Origin of the sequence: Mesorhizobium sp. M0195 (assembly GCF_040322115.1) — a bacterium.
Lineage (GTDB): Bacteria > Pseudomonadota > Alphaproteobacteria > Rhizobiales > Rhizobiaceae > Mesorhizobium.
Genome location: NZ_JAMYSV010000016.1, coordinates 23401 through 43443, shown reverse-complemented (window position 1 = coordinate 43443; position 20043 = coordinate 23401). Strand labels below are relative to the sequence as shown.

Below are 20043 nucleotides of genomic sequence, written 5' to 3'. Positions count from 1 at the left end.
CTGCAATACGGCGCGCCATCCAATCGTGTGGCGTCTGCGTCCGCGCAGGGGGACCGGGCCAGCAGCACATGCAGCAAGTCGTTTCAGGCGGCTAGCAGGCACGCCCTGTCGGCACGGTGTCGCCGGTTGAAATCACAGGGAAACCGATAGCCCGCCGTCAACGGCCAGCACGTGCCCGTTGACGTAAGCGGCAGCGTCGGAGGCGAGAAACACCACGGCTCCGCCGAGTTCCTCAGGCTGGGCCCAGCGGCCCGCGGGGGTTCGTGCCTCGACCCATTTGGTGAAGGCCTCGTCGTGCATAAGTGCGGTGTTGAGCTCGGTGGCGAAATAGCCTGGGGCGATCGCGTTGACGGTGATGCCGTGGCGGCCCAGCTCAGCGGCAGTTGAGCGTGTCAGCCCGTGCAGCCCCGCCTTTGCCGCCACATAGGCGTGAATGGTGGGACGGCCAAGGATCGCAGCGACCGATCCGGTGTTTATTATGCGCCCGAACTTGTTTGGCAGCATCAGGCGCACCGCGTCGCGCATCATGCGGAAGCAAGCCGACAGATTGACGGCAACCACGTGGTTGAAATCCTCGTCCTGCCATTCGACCAGCGGCTTACGATGCTGGATGCCGGCGTTGTTGACCAGAATGTCGAGGCGGCCGTGGCGTTCGACGATTCCTTCGAGCGACGCCCTTGAGATCGCCGCGTCGGTGACATCGAACGGCAGGGCTTCTGCACCTATCCTGTCCGCCGCGGCGGAAAGGGCGGCCACGTCGCGGGCGTTGACGACCACCGTCGCGCCGTTCTCCGCAAGTGCCTTGGCCATGGCAAAACCAAGGCCACGCGAGGCGCCCGTGACCAATGCGACACGGCCCTTGAGCGAGAACAATTCCGGCATTGAGATCCCCTATGGAAAAGGGCGGGAGTTTCCTCCCGCCCAAAAGCACTATTTAGCGACGCAGGTGTCGGCTGTCTCCGGAGTGCAGACATCGAGGCCCGTGTAGGTCGGGTCGGCCGGCGGAGCCTTGCCGTCCTTCATGTCCTTCAGCGCCATCATCGTCTTGTAGCCCATCTCGAACGGCCGCTGGCCGACCTGGCCAAGCGAGAAACCTTCCTTCATCTGGTCGATCTGTACCGGAAGCGTGTCGGCGACGACAAGGGCCAGGGCCTTCGAGGCGATCTTGTCCTTGTACGGTGCGACGGCGGCGCGGTTGGCATCAGGGATGAACTGCGGGAAGCCACCGGTTGGGACAAACGCGTCGAGGTTCGGGTTTTTCGCCATGATATCCTCGAACTGTTGCACCGAAAGCGGGAAATCATCGTTGGTGTAGAGCGGACAGCCTTCAATTTCGGTCCAGCCGTTCTGGCCTGTCAGCCGATCTCCGGGCGAGGCCGCCGATTTGGTGCCCGAAAGCGTATCGCGAATGCCCTGCATGCGCTCGTTGTGGTTGGCCGCCGCGGCGCCGCCGGACTGGATGCAGATCGTGCCGCCTTTGGGCTTGATCTGCATGACAAGCTTGGCGAGGTTCACGCCGATCTCGTAATTGTGGGTGCCGATGTAGGCAACGCGCAGATCCTTGTTTTCGGGCAGGAGATCGGAGTCCCAGGTGAGAACCGGGATACCGGCCTCCTTGGCGGCCTGCAGCGCAACCGCCATCGCCGCGGCGTTCGATGGCGACACGGCGATGCCGTCCACCTTCTTGGCCACGAGATCCTGCACGATCTGCACCTGCTCGTCGCCGCCGCCATGTTCGCCGGGACCGATATACATGCACTCCACAGCGCCTTTGGATTCGGCCTCGGCCTTCTTGCAGCCGTCGCGTGCCTGGTCGAAGAAAGGATTGTTCATGTTCTTCGGCACCAGGGCGAAGGTGTATTTCGCCTGGGCGCCGGAAACGGCGAGCACCATTGCGCCAAGCGCGACGGCGGCCGTGAGCAGATGTTTTTTCATGTGACGTTCTCCTCCTTGGTGTGATGTCCCGCAAGCCTCCCGCCGGCGGGTTTCTAGCGGCGTTTTTTGGGCATCAAGACTGCCAGCGACGCGGCGAGAATCGATTTGCCGCCGGTTTGCATGCCCAAGAGAACCGCAAGAACGATGAAGGCGCCGACGAAGGCACCCTGCCAGTTTGAATCGATGCCGGCCATCAGCAGCGCGTTCCTGATCACCTCGAGGAAGGCGGAACCGATGATCGCACCGAAGGCCGTGCCGGCGCCGCCCATGAGGCTGGCGCCGCCAATGACTGTCGCGGCGATAACGCGCAGCTCATAGCCTTGGCCCATGGCATTGATGGCCGAGCCGTTATAGCCGAGGAGCAGGAGCGAGGCGAGCGCGGCGGTGAAAGCCGAGAAGACATAGGCCTGGAATTTGATCCAGTTGACCGGAACGCCGGTGAGCCGTGCCGCCTCCTCATTGCCGCCGATGGCGAAGAGATGCCGGGCCCAGGCAGTGAAGTTGAACACGAAGCCGACAATCAGGGCCAGGATCACCATGGTCCAGAATTGTGACGACAGTTCTGGTATCCAATGCGGTGCCCAGTCGTCCAGACCATGCCGCGGCCATTTCCACTGACCGATTGCCTTTACGATCGGGGCATCGGGCCCGAACTGGTAGAGCATCTGGTTGGCCGAGAATACGACCGCCAGCGAGCGCGCGACGGACAGCATGCCGAGGGTGACCACAAAGGACGGCATCCCGACATAGGCGACAAAGAATCCATTGACCGCGCCACAGGCCAGACCGGAGAAAAGGCCCATGGCGAAGGCGACATACCAGGGATAGTGCCAGGTGAGGAACAGGCCGGCGACGATGACCACGAGACCCATGACGGAGCCGACCGACAGATCTATACCGCCGGTGATGATGACGATCGTCATGCCAAGTGCCATGATGCCGAAAGGTGCGAAATTGCGCGTCACATTGGCGACGTTTTCAGAGGTGCCGAAGCTCGGCTCCATGGCAGTCATCAACATGACGAGCGCAATGAGCGCGATCGTCACCCAGAAGGGCTGACTTGAAATCACACGTTGGAGAACTGTTTTTTCCTTGGTCGGAACGAAATCCGACATGACCGGCCGGCCATGTTCTTCGACTGAGCCCTGAACGCCAACTGACTCCTGAACACTATTCGCCACGGATGGCCCCCGTTATCAGTCCAGTGATTTCCTCGGGCGACGTTTTGTCGGCTGGCTTGTCGGCAACTTTCGAGCCCCGCCTGAGGACGATAATACGATCTGCCACGGCGAACACGTCAGGCATTCGGTGACTGATCAGCATGACGCCGACTCCTTGTGCTTTGAGGCGTCGGATCAGTTCGAGTACTTCCGCCACCTGGCGCACCGAGATGGCGGCCGTTGGTTCGTCCATCAGCACCAGCTTGGCATTTGAAAGCCGGGTCCGCGCGATGGCGACCGCCTGGCGCTGCCCACCCGACATCTTCCTGACGAGGTCGCGCGGCCGGGTTTCCGATTTGAGTTCCTTGAACAGCGCTGCCGAGCGATCGATCATCGCCTGCTTGTCAAGAATCCTGATCGGCCAGAAGCCTTTCTTGATCTCGCGCCCCAGAAAGACGTTCTGCGCGGCCGTCAAGTTATCGGCGAGCGCCAGGTCCTGATAAACAACTTCGATCCCTTTGGCGCGGGCCTGCACAGGCTGGTGGAAGTGGCACACCTCGCCCTCGACTACAATTTCGCCGTCGCTCGGAGGAAAATTCCCGGCCACCGTCTTGACTATCGTCGACTTGCCGGCGCCGTTATCCCCCATGAGACCAACGACTTCGCCTCGCTCCACCTGGAAGCTGACGTCGGTCAGGGCCTGGATAGCCCCGAAATTCTTGGAGACGTGGCGAACCTCAAGCACCGGCATCGCGGTCCTCCCGGGACAACATTTTGTCGGTCTTGTCCCTGGTCTATTCACAGCAGCTAATCAGCGAAACGTATTCAACACAATCATTTATTAGGTCAGGCCTCTCGGCAGTGACACGCGTCGTCTTAGGCCGTGACCTTGTAGCTGCTGCAGAACACCGAGGTGCTCGGCCGGTCCTTAAGACAATTACCAGGCGATTCTCAGGCTTGCGCCGCTTGATATTCGTTTCGGGTGAAATGAGTGGCATTTTGCGAGCGGTGCCAACGCTTCGGGTATGGAGCGCCGCAGAACACGGCTTTGCGTCATTCAAACACACGAGGACAGTGGCCAAGCCTGTCCCTAGCCTGCGTCGGCCAGAGCGCACGTCAGGAGATGAACCCGTATTCGGGGAGGCGAGGTCAAGTGTTGAAAGTCCGCTCCTTAACGGCGCTGCACGAGAGGGATATTCGGTCATGAATTTCAAAGGTTTGATCAAGCGTGCCGAGACTGTGGAGAGAGCGTTCAAGGAGCTCGAAACCGATTTGGCGGATGCGTTTAGCGAATGTCTCAACGTGGACGATCAGCCGCCGCTGAACGACGTCACCGTGCCGGATGAGACGGAATCGGATAAGAATCTCGCGGCAACGGATGACAGCTCGCAGATCGAGGCCAATGCGGACGCCTTCGAGACCGCACGAAGGCTGTCCCCCCATACGCAAACCCGGCTGGCTGCCTTAAGCGCGGTCGATGGGCTCTTTCACGACGCGCAGGAGTATCTGGGGGAGATCAATGCGAAACTGTCGGAGATCGCGACCTCGCATCATCTGACGGGCGAATTTCTAAAACTGCTCCACGGCGACATTCTTCGCGCCAACGAATTGGAGCTGGCAAATACCGGCCTGACGGCGCAGCAAAGGGTGCTGTCCGAACAGCTCCACGATGCAACCAGAAAGCAGCGCGAGCGCGACAGCGCTATCGAGGCCCTGCAGCAGCACGAGGCGAGCCTGGTCGAGGACAAGGAAGCACTTCGCGGCGCGCTGGCTGCGGCAAGGCTGGAACTCGTCGTGGCAGGCAATGCGAGCGCAAAACGCGAGGCCGAGTTCGGCGAGCTTGTCAAAACACTCTCGGCCAGAGCCGTCGAGGCCAACAGACGCTCGCGCGAGAACGAAATGCTGCGGGAGAAACATGTCAGCCTGTCGATCGACCTCGACAAGGCGCTGAAACGGGAGGCCGAGGCCCGGCACAGGCTGGACGAACTCTCGACTGTCCATGCCAATGATGCCGCGCAGCTTTCGGAACTGCTGGCCGCGCTTGGCAAGAGCGAGAAAGAGGAGATGCGGCTGCAGAAATCGCTCGATATGGGGCAGGCGAAGCTATCGGAAATAACGGAAGCAGCCCGCCTCAGGGACGGTGACAGGGAAGCCGAGCTTGCACGCAGTGTCGCGGAGATGACCGGCCTGCGTTCTGAAATCGAGGACCTTCGATCGCGGCTGGAGGCCGCCTCCAACCAGAACAGCGAAGCCGCCAGCGAGATCGCCATGCTCAAGGCCCAGGCGAGCGACGCGGTGGCCGAAAGGCAAATTGTCGAGCAAAAATTGTCTGCTCTCATGAAAGAGAGCGAAAACGACAAGATGAACCTTTCCGCAATCAGCGCAAATTTTTCGCAGCTTTCTCTGCAACAGGCATCCGAACAGATACAGTTCGACGTCCAGAGGCAGGAATGCGAGGATCTGCGAGCCGAAGTCGCGTCGCTTCAAGCCCGAGTCAAGGAACTGTTGCCCTATGAGCGGCTCCACAAGGTCACCAACGCCAGACCGCGTGAAGACGGCGTGGTCGAGATCACCGCCGCGGTGGCGGAGAAGGCCCGCGCCGGCAGGCGGCGCCTCCGCCTGCGCGCTGCATCCTAGCTCAGGCGCGGCTGTCTGCATTTCGACTGGTGTGAAGCGGACATCCGTCAATGGATGGCGGGTCGACCGTGAGGCTGGCCTTCCCTGCGTCGGCCTGCAATAATGCACGCCGGTGAAGCGGAGGGGCTGAGCATGCGGCGGTTCACAAACCGGAATCACCTCCGGTGGAGGATGTTGGCCTTCATCGCAATCATGGTGCTTTTGCCGAAGGCGGCGTCGGCCGATACCATCCCACCCGACAGGATCGCCGCAGCCCTGTCGAAGCTCGAATTGCTTGCCGAAGGCGTCGTCGCGGATGGTAGCGTGCCCGGTCTGGCCATCGGCGTCGTGCACGGCGACGAGGTGATCTTCCTCAAGGGGTTCGGGCATCGCGAAGCCGGAAAACCGGAGATCGTCGATGCCGACACGGTCTTCCAGATTGCCTCGCTCTCCAAGCCGGTCTCCGCCACCGTCGTGGCGGCGCTGGTCAGCGACGGGATCGCTTCGTGGGATTCCAAGATCGCCGACCTCGATCCGGCTTTCCGGCTCGCTCAGCCCTATCCGACCAGCGAACTCACGGTCCGCGATCTGTTTGCACACCGCAGCGGGCTTCCCGGCACCGCCGGCGACGACCTCGAGGACATCGGCTATGACCGCGCGGAGATCCTGCGCCGCCTGCGGTTCGTGTCGCCGTCATCCAGCTTTCGCGCGGGCTATTCCTACAGCAATTTCGGACTGACCGAGGGTGCCGTCGCGGCCGCGAAGCCGACAGGCAAATCATGGGAAGAGGTCGCCGAAGAGAAGCTCTACCGTCCGCTTGGAATGGCCTCGACCAGTTCCCGTCATTCGGACTTCATCAAGCACGCCAACCGCGCCGAGCTCCACGCCAAAATCGATGGCGCGTGGACCGCCAAGGTCCAGCGCTATCCGGATGCGCAGGCGCCAGCAGGCGGCGTCAGTTCCACCGCACGCGACCTCTCGCAATGGATGCGCCTTGTGCTCGGCAACGGGGACTACGCCGGCAAGAGACTCATTGCCGCCGATGCGCTGGACCAGACACATATTCCCTTGATGGTTCGCGGCAAGAACCCCGTCTCCGGAGGCGAGGCCTTCTACGGCCTCGGCTGGAATGTCGAATTCGGCCGGCACGGACCGATCTGGGGTCATGCGGGCGCCTTCAGCGCCGGCGCCCGCAGTCTGGTGATGCTCTTTCCCGAGGAGAAGCTTGGCATCGTCGTCATCGCCAACGCCTTTCCGACAGGCGTGCCGGAGGGACTGTCCGACAGCTTCGCCGATCTCGTCTTCGACGGAACGCTGGGAAAGGACAAGGTAAAGGCTTGGAATGATATCTATGCAGGCATGTTCGGCCCGGTGATTGCGGCGGCCAAGGCTACCTATGCCGCGCCGCCCTCTCCAGCAAGTCCGGCGGCGCCGGCCAGCGCCTATGCGGGCCGTTACTTCAACGACTTCATCGGCGATGCTATTGTGTCAGGCGAAGGAGACGCTCTTGTCCTCAAGGTCGGGCCTGCCGGTGCGCGGTCCTATCCACTGAAGCATTTCAACCGCGACCTCTTCGTGACCTTCCCCGATGCCGAGATGCCGGACAGGCCTTCGGCCGTCAGCTTTGCCCTCGGCCCCGACGGCAAGGCGTCGGCCATGACCGTCGAATTTCTCGACGACAATCGTCTCGGCACGCTGCAACGCGTGGGGGATTAGCCGCCGCCGGGCGGGCGATGCTTGCCGGTTCAGGATGCCGGGCCGAACTGGAGCAATTTGAAGCAATCGCCGCTTCCCGACTTCAACTGCGTCAGGAAGCCTTTTGACCGATCGATCCATTCCTGGTGCGACCTGGCATCGGCTTCGATCTCATTGGCCGGTGCAAGCTTGACGAAGTCGCGCCCCTTGCTGAAAAGCCAGCACGCGCGGCCGAGAAACCGCCTGCTGCGCTGGCGCAGGAGGTCGGCATCATAAAACACGTCGAGCACCTCCTGCTTGATCTTCCGCTCCTTTTCGGGATTGGCGATCGCAACCTCGATAGGCTCGCCGCCGATCGCATCCTGCAGGTCCTTGTAATCAAGGGCCATCTGGGTGGTGGCATATTTGATGTCGCTCTCGTCCCGGACGACGTTGAACCATAGCGTTGGGTTGAGCTCGTTGACGACGAACGATGCTTCGAAATCGCGCGACAGATTCAGGATATCGAACCCCTGAACATCGACGTCGCGCTCGACCAGAAGGATCTGGGAAACCTGCTTGGCGAGCGCCGTTCCGTGGGCGCTGACAGCGGCGTTGTCACCGCCGTGTTCCGGACTGACATAAGCACCACCATCATCCAGCAGCGCGTCGAATTCGCCGAGGGCCTCCACGACAGCGCTGCCGCGGGCAACACGTGCCGCCAGTTTGGCGAGAACCTGCTGGAGCTCCGCTTCGCGTTTGCGCTGGTCCTGATAATTCTGCTGGAAAAAGAAGATGAACAGGGACACGCCAATCCCGATCATGATCACGCCCAGCTGCGAAAAGATGTTGCGATAATATTCCAGCAGCTTTTCACGATGGCGTACGTCGTCGCGCACGCTGTGCGCCACGCGAAGATTGACGATCAGCGAAAGGACCAGCAGCCCGGCACCGACCAGGATAAGGCCGCCGATCAGGAGGTAGCCATGCCGTGAGTTGAAATCCATTCCTTTGCCGCGCTCCCGAAACCCCAGGACAGCGCAGACTAATACCATTCCGCCTCAACACCTACGATCATCCCCACCATCAGTCATGTTCTTACAGCCAGGACTACGCTCGCCATCCGCCTCGTTTCGTAGCGGTCTTCTCGCAGCCGGATTCAGGCCGCGTGCTTGGAACCAATGACGGGCGAGACTGTTCAGCTATGACTTTGATACGGCGCCGACGTGCCCGGCCGGCTGGGCATGCGGCGATCTTGAGGAGTTCTCATCATGAAGATTTCGTCCAGATTTCGTTCAGTCGCGGTTGCCGTCATAACTGCGGCGGCAGTTAGCTTTGCCAGCGTCGCACATGCCGACAGCGGTACGATCCGCTTCGCCATCTACAAGGCGGCCTTCTTCATCGGCGGCGCCGGAGGCGAGGGCACACTGACCTTCCATGGTCGCCGGTATCCCATCTCGGTCGGCGGCATCTCGGGCGGCCTCGCCTTCGGTGCCTCCAAGACCTATTTCAAAGGTACCGTGCGCCACATACGGCGCGCCCGGGATGTGACGGGGGTTTACGGCGCAGCGGGCGGTGGCGGCGCGCTCGGCAAAGGAGCCCAGGTGATCGTCATGACCAATGACAAGGGTGCCCAACTCGAACTCACAGGCAGGCAGGTAGGCCTGCAAGTCAATGCCGATCTCAGCGGTATGAGCATCTCGCTGAAATAAGGACAGTCACTGCATTCGTTATTCCTTGGATGGGCGGGATTTGGCCGCTCCAAACCGCAGCCCATCCATCAGCAGCGACACCAATCGGCGCGAGCGGTCGCGCCAGTCCTTGGTGTCCGGGGCCGAATAGATGCCGCCCAGCGCATGCAGCACGTCGGAGGCATCGACGTCGCTGCGGATCGAGCCGTCGGCGACCGCGGCATCGATCAGCCGCCGCAAGGCGAGCGTCACCCTGCCCGAAACGTCGGAGAACAGGGTGGAGTTGGTCGTGAGCAGGATGCGCAGGCTTGTCGACAGCCCGCGCTTGGTGGCGATGTAGTCGACGAAGCGCTGCATCCATTGTTCAAGCGCCACGTCGGGCGAATGATCGTGGGCGAGTTCGTCGGCCGCCTGGCACAGCCCTTCCACTTCGCGCCGATAAACCACCTCGACCAGATGCTCGCGGGTTGGGAAATGCCGGTAGAGCGTGCCGATGCCGACGCCGGCCTGGCGCGCAATCTCCTCCAGCGAGGCGTCGACGCCATGCGCGGCAAAGGCCTTTGCCGCGACCTCGACCAGCGCGTCGCGGTTGCGCTGCGCGTCGGCGCGCAGCGGTTTTGCAACGGCGGTTTCGGTTTTGTCTCCAGGTATGACGGGCGGCTCCGCGGCCAATTTCTTCTCCAGTGCTGATCCGAAGCATAACCGGATAGGCAGGCCCCGTTTCAAGAACGCAGACTCTTCCACCTTCGTTACGTCTCCGACAAATATAATCGCAAGTAACTATAATCACAGGATCGAGTTTGGGCCGGCGTTCCGGCAGGCGAGGCATCTTGCCCGCCTCTGGTGCACGGCCGGTGGATGACGACGGAGGATATTTCCTCGCGGCCCGCACTCCTCATCTGTTCGGCCGATGCCGTGGGGCAAAAATGAGCCCACGTTGAGCGCGATCCCCTCAGGATCATTGGACTGTCCTGCCCCTACAGACAGTCCAGAGAGCACCACCGGCTTGGGCCGGTGGTGCTTTTTTGTCCCCCGGCATGACGGCTGGCTGCCCGCCCCCATTTTTCTCCAATTTCGATCAATTTCGATCCGGGGCTTGAACAGGGCGGAGCACGCTCCTAGTTAATAAACGGAGGCGCCTCCGATTTGTGGAGCGCCTTTATCATGTAATCACGGGATCATGTAATCACGGGATCGGGTATGTCACGTCTTTCGACCTCGCAAGCCGCGGCCCTCCCGGAGGTCGCATCAAGCCAAGCGGACCCCCGCTGCCCTGCCGGGCATCTCCCCGCAAGGGGAGATTAGCCTTCACCTCGCCATAAGCTGACCTTGCCGCTCGCTGGCCGGGCGCCAGATCATCCCCTCCCGCGTCAAGCAACTGGAGCCAGACGCCCCATGACAAGCAAAACCCGAACTCCGATCCAGCTTCAAATCAACGGACATCGACATGAGCTCGAGGCAGAGCCGCGCGTTACCCTGCTCGACGCCTTGCGCGATCATCTCGGCCTGACCGGCACCAAGAAGGGCTGCGACCAAGGCCAGTGCGGCGCCTGCACCGTCCATATCGACGGCCAGCGCGTGCTGGCCTGCCTGACTCTTGCCGCGCAGGCCGAAGGATGTGCCATCACCACCATCGAAGGGCTTGCCGGGGAGGATGGCGCGCTACATGCGGTGCAGGCCGCCTTCCTCGAACAGGATGCCTTCCAGTGCGGCTATTGCACGCCGGGCCAGATCATGTCGGCGGTCGCCTGCATTCGCGAAGGCCATGCCGGCTCCGATGAGGAGATCCGCGAATACATGGCCGGCAATCTCTGCCGCTGCGGCGCATATCCGCATATCGTCGCCGCCGTGCGCCAGGCAGCCGTGGAGGCCACATCATGAGGGACTTTTCGTATCTCCGTGCCGGCTCGGTCGACGCAGCGCGTGAGGCAGCAGCACTGCCCGGCGCCATGCTGCTCGCCGGCGGCACGACGCTTGTCGATCTCGCCAAATGCGGCGTTGCCGAACCCGAGATCGTGGTCGACATCACCCATCTCACCGGACTGGACACGATCGTGATCGATGACCGGGGCGCCACGGTCGGGGCGCTGGCCAGGATGAGCACCGTGGCCGACCATGCCGGTATCAAGAGCGGGTGCCCTGCCGTCTCAGAGGCGCTGTGGCAGGCGGCATCGGCGCAGCTGCGCAACATGGCGACGATCGGCGGCAATCTGATGCAGCGTACGCGCTGCCCCTATTTCCGCGACCCGGCGAATTTTCCCGCCTGCAACAAGCGCTCGCCCGGCAGCGGCTGCTCGGCTATCGGCGGCGTCACCCGCGGCCATGCCGTGCTCGGCACCAGCGAGGCCTGCATCGCCACCTATCCCGGCGACCTGGCGGTTGCACTCGTCGCTTTCGACGCAATCGTCCATCTCGGTGACCGCCAAATCGCCGTCGATAACTTTTTTCTGCTGCCGGGCAGCACGCCCGACAACGAACATGCGATCGAGCCCGGCGAGATGATCACCGCTATCGGCATTCCCGCTTCGGCCGCCGCCCGCCGCTCGACCTATCTCAAAGTCCGCGACCGCCAGTCCTATGAATTCGCCGCGGCAAGTGCCGCGGTCGGTATCGAGTTCGAGGCCGACGGAAGGACGATCCGCGATCTTCGCGTCGCGCTTGGCGGCGTCGCCACCAAGCCATGGCGCGCCCGCGCCGTCGAAGAGGCGTTGAAAGGCAAAGTGCTCGAGCCGGAGGTCGTCAGGCAAGCCAGCCTGCTCGCCGTCGAGGGCGCCGTCGACCATGGCGCCAACCACTACAAGATCCAACTGGCGCCGCGCGTCGTCGCCCGCGCCATCCTAAAAATGGGAGAAACGGCATGACCGTTCACGAGTTGAGAGCAAGACCCGGCGATGCCAAACACGGCGACGCTTCGGACGGTGCCGCCCTCGCCGATCAGGTCGGCGGCCGGCTGTCGCGCGTCGACGGCCCGGCCAAGATCACCGGTGCCGCCAAATACGCCGTCGAGCAGCGGCTCGAGGGGCTTACCCATGCGGTGCTGGTCGAGAGCACCATTGCCGCTGGCCGGGTGCGTTCGATCGACACGGCCGCGGCCGAAGCGTCGCCCGGCGTGCTGCTGGTGCTGACGCCTGACAATATCCTGCCGCTGAGAACCGCAACGGACTGGCTGGGCACGCCGCCGCCGGATGTCGCCTATTGCCCGCTGGCGCGCGACATCACCTTCAGCGGCCAGCATGTCGCGGCGGTGGTGGCCGAGAGTTTCGAGCAGGCGGCAGCGGCCGCGGCGCTGGTCAAGATCGCCTATGACGAGGCGCCGGCGATCGTCGACCTCAGCGATCCGAAGGCCGGCGACGGCATCCCGGTCGACGCCATGACCAAGGAATGGGGCGAGGCGGAGACAGCGTTCGCCTCGGCTCCGGTCAGGATTTGCAACGCTTACAACACGCCGCGCGAATACCAGGCGCCGATGGAGCCGCATGGCCTGATCGCAAAGTGGCAGGGCGACCAGCTGACGGTCTGGGAGCCGAGCCAATGGGTCGACGGCATGGCGCGGACCTATGCCGAATGGTTTGGCGTGCCGTTCGAGAATGTGCGCCTTGTCTCGCCCTATATTGGCGGCGGCTTCGGCTCCAAAGCGTTTGCCTATGGCTACGGCGCTGTAGCGGCAGTCGCCGCGAAAATGCTGAGACGGCCGGTGAAGCTAGCGGTCACCAGGCCGCAGACCTTCACCGCCTATGGCGGACGGGCGGCGACGCGCCAGACCGTGGCGCTCGGCGCCGATCGCGACGGCAAAATCCAGTCGATCGTGCATCGCGGCGTCAACGAGACCTCTGTCGACGGCATGTGGGTCGAGCCGCTCGGCTCGGTCACCTCGGTCATGTACGCGACGCCGAATTTCTCGTCGCGGCAGAACGTCGTGCGGGTCAACACGGTGGTGCCGGGGGCATTGCGCGCGCCGGGCGAGAACCCGAGCGCTTTCGGCATCGAAAGCGCCATCGACGAGCTCGCCTATGAGGTCGGTATCGATCCGCTGGAAATCCGGCTAAGGAACTATGCCGAGCAGGACCCGCATGCCAAGAAGCCGTGGTCGACACGGCAGCTGCGTGAGGCGTTCGCCGCCGGCGCCGAAGCCTTTGGCTGGTCGAAGCGCAGCCCCGAGCCGCGTTCGATGCGCGACGGCAACCAGCTGATCGGCTGGGGTGCCGCCGCCGGCACCTACCCGGTGCGGCGCGCCTATGGCGAGGCGGTCGTGCGCATTCTCGCCGACGGTTCGGTCGAGGTCGAAAGCTCATCGATCGACATGGGGCAGGGCACCTACACGATCCTGGCGCAGACCGCCGCCGAGGTGGTGGGCGTGCCGGCGGAAAACGTCGTCGTCAAGCTTGGCGATTCCCGCTATGCCCGTGCCGGCGTCACCGGCGGTTCGCGGCTGGCCGGGGTGATGACCGGCGCCGCCCACAAGGCGGCGAGTGCCGCGCTCGACCAACTGATCGGGCTCGCCATCAGCGATCCGGCTTCGCCGTTCCATGCACTGCAGGCCAACACGCTCGTCGTCGCCAATGGCCGCATCGCTTCACCGCGCGGCAACGGCCCTGAAGTTTCCATCGCCGAACTGCTCAGGAGCGTCGGGCGCGAGCATATCGAGGCGAAGGGCGACACCATGCCGGCCAATTCGACGGTCGAGGACCGCTACAAGAACTACACCACCATAGCCATGGCGCTGCCACACACCGAGGGCGACTATTCCCGCTACAGCTGGTGCGCGCATTTCATCGAGGTGCGCGTCGACGAGGACTTTGGCACGGTTCGTGTGTCGCGTGTGGTGTCGGCGCTGGATTCGGGCCGGCTCTACAACCCCAAGCTCGCCGAAAGCCAGTGGAAGGGCGGTATCATCATGGGCATCGGCCAGGCGCTGCTCGAGGAAGGCATCGTCGACCGCCGGCATGGGCGCATCGTCAACAACAATCTCGCCGACTATCTCATCGCCACGAATGCCGACATTCCCGATATCGAGGTGATCTCGGTCGGTATTCCCGATCCGCACTCCTCGGTGCTTGGCGGCAAGGGGGTCGGCGAACTGGGCATTGTCGGCGTGGCGCCGGCGATCGCCAACGCGGTGTTCCACGCCACCGGGAAAAGGGTGCGGGACCTGCCGATCACGCTGGAGAAGCTGATTTAGGGGCAGACGGCGAAGGTGCCAATCTCCCCCCTTGAGGGGGAGATGGCCGGCAGGGCAGAGGGGGGCGCTGTCCCGCCGACCTCTTCCATCGCTGTTCACATAACTGCCCAAATTTCTCAGCTCATCATAGGTCGACCGGAATGCCGGCGATCCTTCGCGCCCCCCTCTGTCCTGCCGGACATCTCCCCCACGAGGGCAGGGCTATCGCATATGAGTGATGGCATTGATGAGATAGTCGTCGTTCCAGGCGCATTTCTTGATGCGATGGCTGATGGGGACTTTGGCAGCATCGGCGGTCTGAAGGATGTTTCTGGCGAGGCGATTGAGAAGGGCTGTGTTGGCGGGAGCATTATCCTTGCGGGCACGGCTGAGATCCTCATCGAAATGGACATCAAGCATCCAATGCAGGCCGTTCTCGATGTGCCAATGAGCTCTAGTGAGGTCGAGCGCCCGCTGCGGCGACATGAGCGTGGAGGCCATGAACAGGCGCATCAACGGCCTGGCCTGATCGCGCCGGCTGGTGATGCGGATGAAGGCCCGGTGGCCGGGCATCAGCGGCTCGGCCGCCGCCACGATCTCGGCTTGCCGCCACTCGTTGCGGCCGTGGCTGGTCTCGGTCCGCTCGGCAATGGAAGGGGTGGCGTCGGCCAGTTGCAGGTTGGCACGGCGCAGCCAATGACGACGGTTGCCCTTCAGCGCAAGCAGGTAATCGCCACCTCTTTGGGTAATGGCCGCAGCCATGCGGGTGTGGCAGTGGAGCGCGTCGGCGGTGACCAATCTGCCCGTAAGATCAATGAGTTCGACGACTTTGAGCGCGGCCTCGACTTCGTTCTCACCAGCGCTCGGCGAGACTGCCGCCAGGCACAGCCGGGTCTCGGCGGCGAAGGCCGACACCGTCAACGGCGGACTGGCTGCCAAGCCCTTCTCGTAGGCCCGCCGCAAAGCCTTGCCGTCAAGCGACACCACCTCGGGCGTCTCTCGGCTGGCTCGGGCGAAAGCTGCGGCAAAGGCGCAAAGGCGCGACCAAAGGCCTCCGGGTCGAGCAGGCGCAGCAGCCGCGAGAAGGTGTCGTGGCTGGGAGCTGCGTCATAGTCGATCAGCCGCGACAGCGCCTGCTTGCGCTCCTGCGCGAACAGCGCGAACTCCGTCGCATTGCTGGCACCACACAGGCTTGCCGCGATCATCATCACGATCAGGTCGCCAAGCCGGTGCGTGGCGTTGGGCGCGCGTGGATCAGGCACCGCGCCAAAGTAGCTCTCAAGGCAGGAAATGGCAGTCGCTCCTTCGCTCAACTGCCTCTCCAAAGAATCCTTTCTCAGCCTAAACTCAACCCCAAAATCGCCATATGCGATTCCCCTGCCCGCAAGGGGGAGATCGGCAGCTTCAGCGACGGCGCCTTCTCCAGGCTCACCACGACAGGCTGAACGCAAGCTTGCCGAAATGGCGGCCGCCAGCTGCCATATGGGCGTAGGCCTCGGTCGCCTGGTGCTGGCTGTAGACCGTGTCGATGACCGGATCGATATGGGCGGCGCCGATGGCGCGCGCCGCGTCGCGCAGGTCGGATACCGAACCGGTGTTGTTGCCCACCACCTTGAGTGCCTTGATGATGATCGGCAGCAGGTTCGTGGTGGCCTCGGCGCCGGTGACGAAGCCGATGGCGAACACCGTGCCGCCAGGCGCCGCGGCATTGATGGAGCGGGCGAAGGTGGCCGAGCCGCCGGTTTCGACGATCAGATCGGCGCCGAGGCCGTCGGTCAACTCGAGCACCTTGGCGTCCCAGTCCGGCGTCTGACGATAATTGATGAGGTGATCAGCACCCAAAGCCTTGGCGCGGGCCAGCTTTTCGTCCGACGACGAGGTGATGATGACCGTCGCGCCGGCTGCCTTGGCCAGCTGCAGGGTCAGGATCGAGACACCGCCGGTACCGAGCAGGACGACGACCGACCCCGGCCCGGCATCGGCGGCGCGAAGCGCATTCCACGCGGTGGTGCCGGCGATCGGCAGCGTCGCTGCCGCTTCGAAGGAAAGATGCGCCGGCATCGGCACGACGGCATTGGCCGGCAGCGCGACATACTCGGCGAGCGAGCCGGGCAGCGTCAGGCCGCGCATCTCTCTGGTCTCGTAAGGCCGGGGACGGCCGCCGATCCAGCGCGGTTTTGCGTGGGCGATGACGCGGTCGTTGATGGCGACCCTCGACACGCCCTCGCCGATGCCGACGATCTCGCCGGCGCCGTCGACGACGGGAATGAGCGGAAAGCTCGGACCTGGATAGTTGCCGCTCGCTATCGCGACATCGACAAAATTGAGGCTTGCGGCGCGCAGGCGGATCAGCACTTCGCCGCGCTGCGGTTCAGGCGTGGGAACGGTGGCCGCGCGAAACGCGTCCAGTCTCGGGGCAGTCAGTTCGATCACTTTCATGTCTCACTCCGGTTGATGGCCGATTGACGGGCCGGGATTGAGTGAAACTAGCTGCTGCGCTATTGGTATATAATCCTTGGCTTTTACATTTGAGCTCTGCGCGTGATGCAGCAATCGTACGAACCGGCAGTATTGGCCGAAATGGCCGCCTTCGCGGCAATCGCCGAAGCACGCTCGTTTACCAAGGCGGCGGCTCGCATCGGCCGCGACGCGACGATCCTGTCGCGGCGCCTTGCCTCGCTGGAAGAGCGGTTGGGCGTGCGCCTGCTGCACCGGACGACGCGAAGCGTGTCGCTGACCGAGGCGGGTTCGGAATTTCTCGTCCGCGTCCGCGCCATCCTGGCCGCGGTCGACGAAGCCGAGGCTGCCGCGTCGGCGCATGCCGGCGGCGGGCCGCGCGGCGTGCTGCGGCTGGCTCTGCCCGGCTCGTTCGGGCGCATGTGGATCGCCCCGCTGCTGCCGCAGTTTCTCGCCGAATTTCCCGACGTTCGTATCGAGGCCGAGTTCTCCAACCGCTTCGCCGATCTCGTCGCCGAGAATTTCGATGTCGCCGTGCGTCTCGGCGCACTGGAGGATTCGCGGCTGGTGGCGCGCAAGGTCGCGACACGGCGGCGGCTGCTGTGCGCGGCACCGTCCTACCTCGCCCGCCGGGGCACGCCGACCGAACCTGAAGCGCTGCTGGAACACAGCTGTCTCGGCTTCTCAGGCTTCCAGACCTTTCCGGCCTGGGAGATGACCGACAGTTCGGGCCGGCGCGTCAGTATCGAGGTTTCCGGCCCGCTGGTCACCGATGATGCCGAGGTGCTGGTCGAAGCCGCCGTGCAAGGCGTCGGGCTGATGATGAGCACGGATTGGCTGGTCGGACGCGAGCTCGCCGACGGCCGGCTGGTGCCAGTGCTGGAGGACTGGACGCTTGCCGATGAGGGCGCCGTCTATGTCGTCATGCCTTCGGCCAAGGGGCAAGCCGCCAAGACACGTGCCTTCGCCGACTGGATCGGCAAACGCTTTGCGCCGGTCCCGCCGTGGCGGAGGTGAGGGTGCTGATCTCCCTCCTCGAGGCGGGAGATTACGCGCTCAGCCGCCTCCGCCTCCACCCTGCTTGATGAAATGACCGAGCAGATCCATCGGCACCGGAAACACGACCGTCGACGAGCGCTCACCGGCGATGTCATGGAGAGCCTCGAAATAGCGCAGCTGCATGGCCTGCGGTGTCTCGGCCAGCATCTTGCCGGCCTCCACGAGTTTTGCCGCCGCCTGCTGTTCGCCGTCGGCATTGATCACTTTGGCACGCCGCAGCCGTTCGGCCTCGGCCTGCTTGGCGATGGCGCGGACCATATTCTCGTTGAGGTCGACATGCTTGATCTCGACATCGGAGACCTTGATGCCCCAGGCATCGGTTCGCTGATCGAGTATCTCCTGGATGTCGCTGTTGAGCTTGTCACGTTCGGCCAGCATTTCATCGAGCTCATGCTTGCCGAGCACCGAGCGCAACGTGGTCTGTGCCAGCTGGTTGGTGGCGGTCATGAAGTCTTCGACCTGGATCACCGCCCGCTCAGCGTCGACGATACGAAAATACAGCACCGCGTTCACCTTCACGGAGACGTTGTCGCGCGAGATCACGTCCTGCGGCGGCACGTCCTGGACCACCACTCGCAGGTCGACCTTCACCATCTGCTGCACGAAGGGGATGAGGATGATAAGGCCGGGGCCCTTGACCCCGGTGAAGCGGCCGAGCGTGAAGACCACGCCGCGCTCATATTCCCGCAGGATGCGAATGGCCGCGGATAGGAACATGACCACGACGAGCGCTGCTGCCAGATAGGCCACATAACCGATGATCATTGCCTTGCTCCATCGCTTCTCACATTGCGGCGCCGTATCGTCAGCACAAGATCCCTGACATCGGCCACCTCGACGCTGTCGCCCACTGCAAGCGGTTCGTCGGCTTTTGCCCGCCAGCGCTCGCCCCGGGCGAGCACGTGGCCCTCGCTGCCCTGCCAGTCGAGGACCTCCGCCGGCAGACCCTGCATGGCCTGTGCGCCAACACGCGGAACGTTCTTGCGGGCCGCCCACAGATAGCTGCCGGTCAACAGTGCCAGGCCGAGCGTCAGGACGGCGGCGGTGCCGATAACGGCCCACGACATCTCGAAGCCGGGCCCCTCGATCCTGAGCAGCATGGCTGCACCCAGCAGAAACGCAGCCACGCCTCCCAGCCCAAGGACCACAGTCGGGTTCAAGGCTTCGACGACCAGGAAGATGATGCCAAGCAGCATCAAGGCCAGGCCGGCATAGCTGATCGGCAGGAGATTGAGCGCATAGAGCCCGAGCAGCAGGCTGATCGTGCCGATGACGCCGGGCGCGACCGCGCCCGGGCTCGTGAACTCGAAGACGAGGCCATAGACGCCGACCAGCATCAGGATGACGGCGATGTTCGGATCTGTGATGACGGCGAGTAGCCGTATGAGCCAGCCTGGCTCGAGCGTTTCGACCGGCAGCCCTTTCGTCGCTAATGCCTCTTTTTTGCCGGCGATCTCGACGGTCCGGCCGTCGGCCAGTTGAAGCAGCTCGGTGGTGTCGCGGGCGAGGAAGTCGATGACATGCTGCTGCAGCGCCGCGCCGGCCGACAGGCTGGCCGCCTCGCGCACGGCCTTTTCTCCCCATTCGGCATTGCGCCCGCGCAATTCAGCCAGGCTGCGGATCAGGGCAACGGCATCGTTCGTCGCCTTGGCGATCATCGCATCGCCCGCGGGGGCGTTCTTCTTGTCCTTGTCCCCCTCGGGGCCATCGTTCTTGCCACCGGGAAACGATGGCAGCGGCCCGCCCATCTCGATCGGCGTTGCCGCGCCCAGATTGGTGCCGGGCGCCATCGCCGCCAGATGGGTGGCGTAGAGAATATAGGTCCCGGCGCTCGCCGCATGCCCGCCGGCGGGCGCCACATAGCCAATGACTGGAACCGGCGAGGCGAGGATGCCGGCGATCATCTCGCGCATGCTGGTGACCAGCCCGCCGGGCGTGTCCATCTGCAGGATGAGAGCCTCGACGTTTCGGTCCGCGGCCACCGCCAGCGCTTCCTCGAGCTGCCTGGCACTCGCCGGACCGATGGCGCCGTCGATCTCGACGCGCAACGCAATTTTCTCCCGGCCATTCGCCTCTCCGGTTGCGGAAGAGGGACAAACGGCCGCAACAGCCACGAAAGCCGCGGCAAGCAAAACCGCACGCGCGAGTTTCACGCTCAAAGCTCCACCTAGGATATGGGCTGGATTTTGCCGAAATCCATGACGCTTCGCGGCGGGTGACGTCCCGCGGCTGTGCAGACCCGACGACATGTCGCGCCACATAGACGAGGTCGGCGGCCTTACCTGACGGCGGC

18 protein-coding genes are annotated in these 20043 nt (G+C 63.6%); 7 read left to right on the top strand and 11 right to left on the bottom strand.

The features are described from left to right. Positions 1 to 132: 132 nt before the first annotated feature. From NKJ12_RS24750 to NKJ12_RS24735, 4 genes are read right to left on the bottom strand one after another with little or no spacing between them, the layout of a single operon-like run. Complete coding sequence (locus NKJ12_RS24750; RefSeq protein ID WP_254819721.1) at positions 133 to 882, bottom strand: glucose 1-dehydrogenase; 750 nt, start codon at positions 880 to 882, stop codon at positions 133 to 135. A 48-nt stretch (positions 883 to 930) separates the two neighbouring features. After that, a complete protein-coding gene (locus NKJ12_RS24745; protein ID WP_352705642.1) occupies positions 931 to 1935 on the bottom strand; it encodes a sugar-binding protein in 1005 nt (334 codons plus the stop codon). A gap of 53 nt (positions 1936 to 1988) precedes the next feature. Further along, positions 1989 to 3050, bottom strand: coding sequence for an ABC transporter permease (locus NKJ12_RS24740; protein ID WP_254819719.1), 1062 nt, complete (start codon positions 3048 to 3050; stop codon positions 1989 to 1991). Positions 3051 to 3105: 55 nt separating this feature from the next. Continuing rightward, the gene (locus NKJ12_RS24735; RefSeq protein WP_254819718.1) at positions 3106 to 3846 is read right to left on the bottom strand and encodes an ATP-binding cassette domain-containing protein; all 741 of its coding nucleotides are present in this window, start codon (positions 3844 to 3846) and stop codon (positions 3106 to 3108) included. Between the two features lie 452 nt (positions 3847 to 4298). Here NKJ12_RS24735 and NKJ12_RS24730 point away from each other — a divergent pair, with 452 nt between their 5' ends. Beyond that, positions 4299 to 5732 carry a coiled-coil domain-containing protein gene (locus tag NKJ12_RS24730; protein ID WP_502905733.1) on the top strand — a complete coding sequence of 478 codons (1434 nt, stop codon included), beginning with the start codon at positions 4299 to 4301 and terminating at the stop codon, positions 5730 to 5732. Positions 5733 to 5903: 171 nt separating this feature from the next. Continuing rightward, complete coding sequence (locus tag NKJ12_RS24725) at positions 5904 to 7427, top strand: serine hydrolase (protein WP_502905728.1); 1524 nt, start codon at positions 5904 to 5906, stop codon at positions 7425 to 7427. Between the two features lie 29 nt (positions 7428 to 7456). Here NKJ12_RS24725 and NKJ12_RS24720 read toward each other — a convergent pair whose 3' ends face one another. Continuing rightward, a complete protein-coding gene (locus tag NKJ12_RS24720; RefSeq protein ID WP_352507168.1) occupies positions 7457 to 8392 on the bottom strand; it encodes a hypothetical protein in 936 nt (311 codons plus the stop codon). 264 nt (positions 8393 to 8656) lie between these two features. Between NKJ12_RS24720 and NKJ12_RS24715 the strand changes: the two genes are divergently transcribed. Then, positions 8657 to 9097, top strand: coding sequence for a lipid-binding SYLF domain-containing protein (locus tag NKJ12_RS24715; RefSeq protein ID WP_352507169.1), 441 nt, complete (start codon positions 8657 to 8659; stop codon positions 9095 to 9097). Between the two features lie 18 nt (positions 9098 to 9115). Here NKJ12_RS24715 and NKJ12_RS24710 read toward each other — a convergent pair whose 3' ends face one another. Then, entirely contained in the window at positions 9116 to 9748 is a 633-nt protein-coding gene (locus NKJ12_RS24710; RefSeq protein ID WP_352705635.1) for a TetR/AcrR family transcriptional regulator, read from the bottom strand. Between the two features lie 723 nt (positions 9749 to 10471). On the opposite strand from NKJ12_RS24710, the gene NKJ12_RS24705 reads away from it, so the two are divergent. Genes NKJ12_RS24705 through NKJ12_RS24695 form a run of 3 tightly spaced genes read left to right on the top strand, consistent with a single transcriptional unit; the run spans position 10472 to position 14255 of the window. Next, entirely contained in the window at positions 10472 to 10957 is a 486-nt protein-coding gene (locus NKJ12_RS24705; RefSeq protein WP_352705633.1) for a (2Fe-2S)-binding protein, read from the top strand. Then, positions 10954 to 11937: an FAD binding domain-containing protein gene (locus NKJ12_RS24700; RefSeq protein ID WP_352705631.1), complete on the top strand. Its 984-nt coding sequence runs from the start codon at positions 10954 to 10956 to the stop codon at positions 11935 to 11937. The genes NKJ12_RS24705 and NKJ12_RS24700 overlap by 4 nt, the downstream gene beginning before the upstream one ends. Continuing rightward, complete coding sequence (locus NKJ12_RS24695) at positions 11934 to 14255, top strand: xanthine dehydrogenase family protein molybdopterin-binding subunit (RefSeq protein WP_352705629.1); 2322 nt, start codon at positions 11934 to 11936, stop codon at positions 14253 to 14255. The genes NKJ12_RS24700 and NKJ12_RS24695 overlap by 4 nt, the downstream gene beginning before the upstream one ends. A 201-nt stretch (positions 14256 to 14456) precedes the next feature. On the opposite strand, the gene NKJ12_RS24690 is transcribed toward NKJ12_RS24695, so the two are convergent. From NKJ12_RS24690 to NKJ12_RS24680, 3 genes are all read right to left on the bottom strand, one after another. Next, positions 14457 to 15218, bottom strand: a complete 762-nt coding sequence (locus tag NKJ12_RS24690) for an ISAs1 family transposase (RefSeq protein WP_352705710.1) — start codon at positions 15216 to 15218, stop codon at positions 14457 to 14459. Then, positions 15152 to 15547 (bottom strand): transposase family protein, encoded by a 396-nt coding sequence (locus tag NKJ12_RS24685; RefSeq protein ID WP_352705627.1) that lies wholly within the window; start codon positions 15545 to 15547, stop codon positions 15152 to 15154. Before NKJ12_RS24685 ends, NKJ12_RS24690 begins: the two co-directional genes overlap by 67 nt. Before the next feature lie 115 nt (positions 15548 to 15662). Then, the gene (locus tag NKJ12_RS24680) at positions 15663 to 16673 is read right to left on the bottom strand and encodes a zinc-dependent alcohol dehydrogenase family protein (RefSeq protein ID WP_352705625.1); all 1011 of its coding nucleotides are present in this window, start codon (positions 16671 to 16673) and stop codon (positions 15663 to 15665) included. Positions 16674 to 16778: 105 nt separating this feature from the next. On the opposite strand from NKJ12_RS24680, the gene NKJ12_RS24675 reads away from it, so the two are divergent. Beyond that, the gene (locus NKJ12_RS24675; protein ID WP_352705708.1) at positions 16779 to 17708 is read left to right on the top strand and encodes a LysR family transcriptional regulator; all 930 of its coding nucleotides are present in this window, start codon (positions 16779 to 16781) and stop codon (positions 17706 to 17708) included. 39 nt (positions 17709 to 17747) lie between these two features. Here NKJ12_RS24675 and NKJ12_RS24670 read toward each other — a convergent pair whose 3' ends face one another. Then, the gene (locus tag NKJ12_RS24670; protein WP_352705623.1) at positions 17748 to 18515 is read right to left on the bottom strand and encodes a slipin family protein; all 768 of its coding nucleotides are present in this window, start codon (positions 18513 to 18515) and stop codon (positions 17748 to 17750) included. Further along, entirely contained in the window at positions 18512 to 19903 is a 1392-nt protein-coding gene (locus NKJ12_RS24665; RefSeq protein ID WP_352705620.1) for an NfeD family protein, read from the bottom strand. The genes NKJ12_RS24670 and NKJ12_RS24665 overlap by 4 nt, the downstream gene beginning before the upstream one ends. Between the last annotated feature and the right edge of the window lie 140 nt (positions 19904 to 20043).

What these genes read in the sequence shown, in the direction of transcription:
- NKJ12_RS24750 (WP_254819721.1), bottom strand. Translation starts at nt 882, where the DNA reads ATGCCGGAATTGTTCTCGCTCAAGGGCCGTGTCGCATTGGTCACGGGC.
- NKJ12_RS24745 (WP_352705642.1), bottom strand. Translation starts at nt 1,935, where the DNA reads ATGAAAAAACATCTGCTCACGGCCGCCGTCGCGCTTGGCGCAATGGTG.
- NKJ12_RS24740 (WP_254819719.1), bottom strand. Translation starts at nt 3,050, where the DNA reads ATGTCGGATTTCGTTCCGACCAAGGAAAAAACAGTTCTCCAACGTGTG.
- NKJ12_RS24735 (WP_254819718.1), bottom strand. Translation starts at nt 3,846, where the DNA reads ATGCCGGTGCTTGAGGTTCGCCACGTCTCCAAGAATTTCGGGGCTATC.
- NKJ12_RS24730 (WP_502905733.1), top strand. Translation starts at nt 4,299, where the DNA reads ATGAATTTCAAAGGTTTGATCAAGCGTGCCGAGACTGTGGAGAGAGCG.
- NKJ12_RS24725 (WP_502905728.1), top strand. Translation starts at nt 5,904, where the DNA reads ATGTTGGCCTTCATCGCAATCATGGTGCTTTTGCCGAAGGCGGCGTCG.
- NKJ12_RS24720 (WP_352507168.1), bottom strand. Translation starts at nt 8,392, where the DNA reads ATGGATTTCAACTCACGGCATGGCTACCTCCTGATCGGCGGCCTTATC.
- NKJ12_RS24715 (WP_352507169.1), top strand. Translation starts at nt 8,657, where the DNA reads ATGAAGATTTCGTCCAGATTTCGTTCAGTCGCGGTTGCCGTCATAACT.
- NKJ12_RS24705 (WP_352705633.1), top strand. Translation starts at nt 10,472, where the DNA reads ATGACAAGCAAAACCCGAACTCCGATCCAGCTTCAAATCAACGGACAT.
- NKJ12_RS24700 (WP_352705631.1), top strand. Translation starts at nt 10,954, where the DNA reads ATGAGGGACTTTTCGTATCTCCGTGCCGGCTCGGTCGACGCAGCGCGT.
- NKJ12_RS24695 (WP_352705629.1), top strand. Translation starts at nt 11,934, where the DNA reads ATGACCGTTCACGAGTTGAGAGCAAGACCCGGCGATGCCAAACACGGC.
- NKJ12_RS24680 (WP_352705625.1), bottom strand. Translation starts at nt 16,673, where the DNA reads ATGAAAGTGATCGAACTGACTGCCCCGAGACTGGACGCGTTTCGCGCG.
- NKJ12_RS24675 (WP_352705708.1), top strand. Translation starts at nt 16,779, where the DNA reads ATGCAGCAATCGTACGAACCGGCAGTATTGGCCGAAATGGCCGCCTTC.
- NKJ12_RS24670 (WP_352705623.1), bottom strand. Translation starts at nt 18,515, where the DNA reads ATGATCATCGGTTATGTGGCCTATCTGGCAGCAGCGCTCGTCGTGGTC.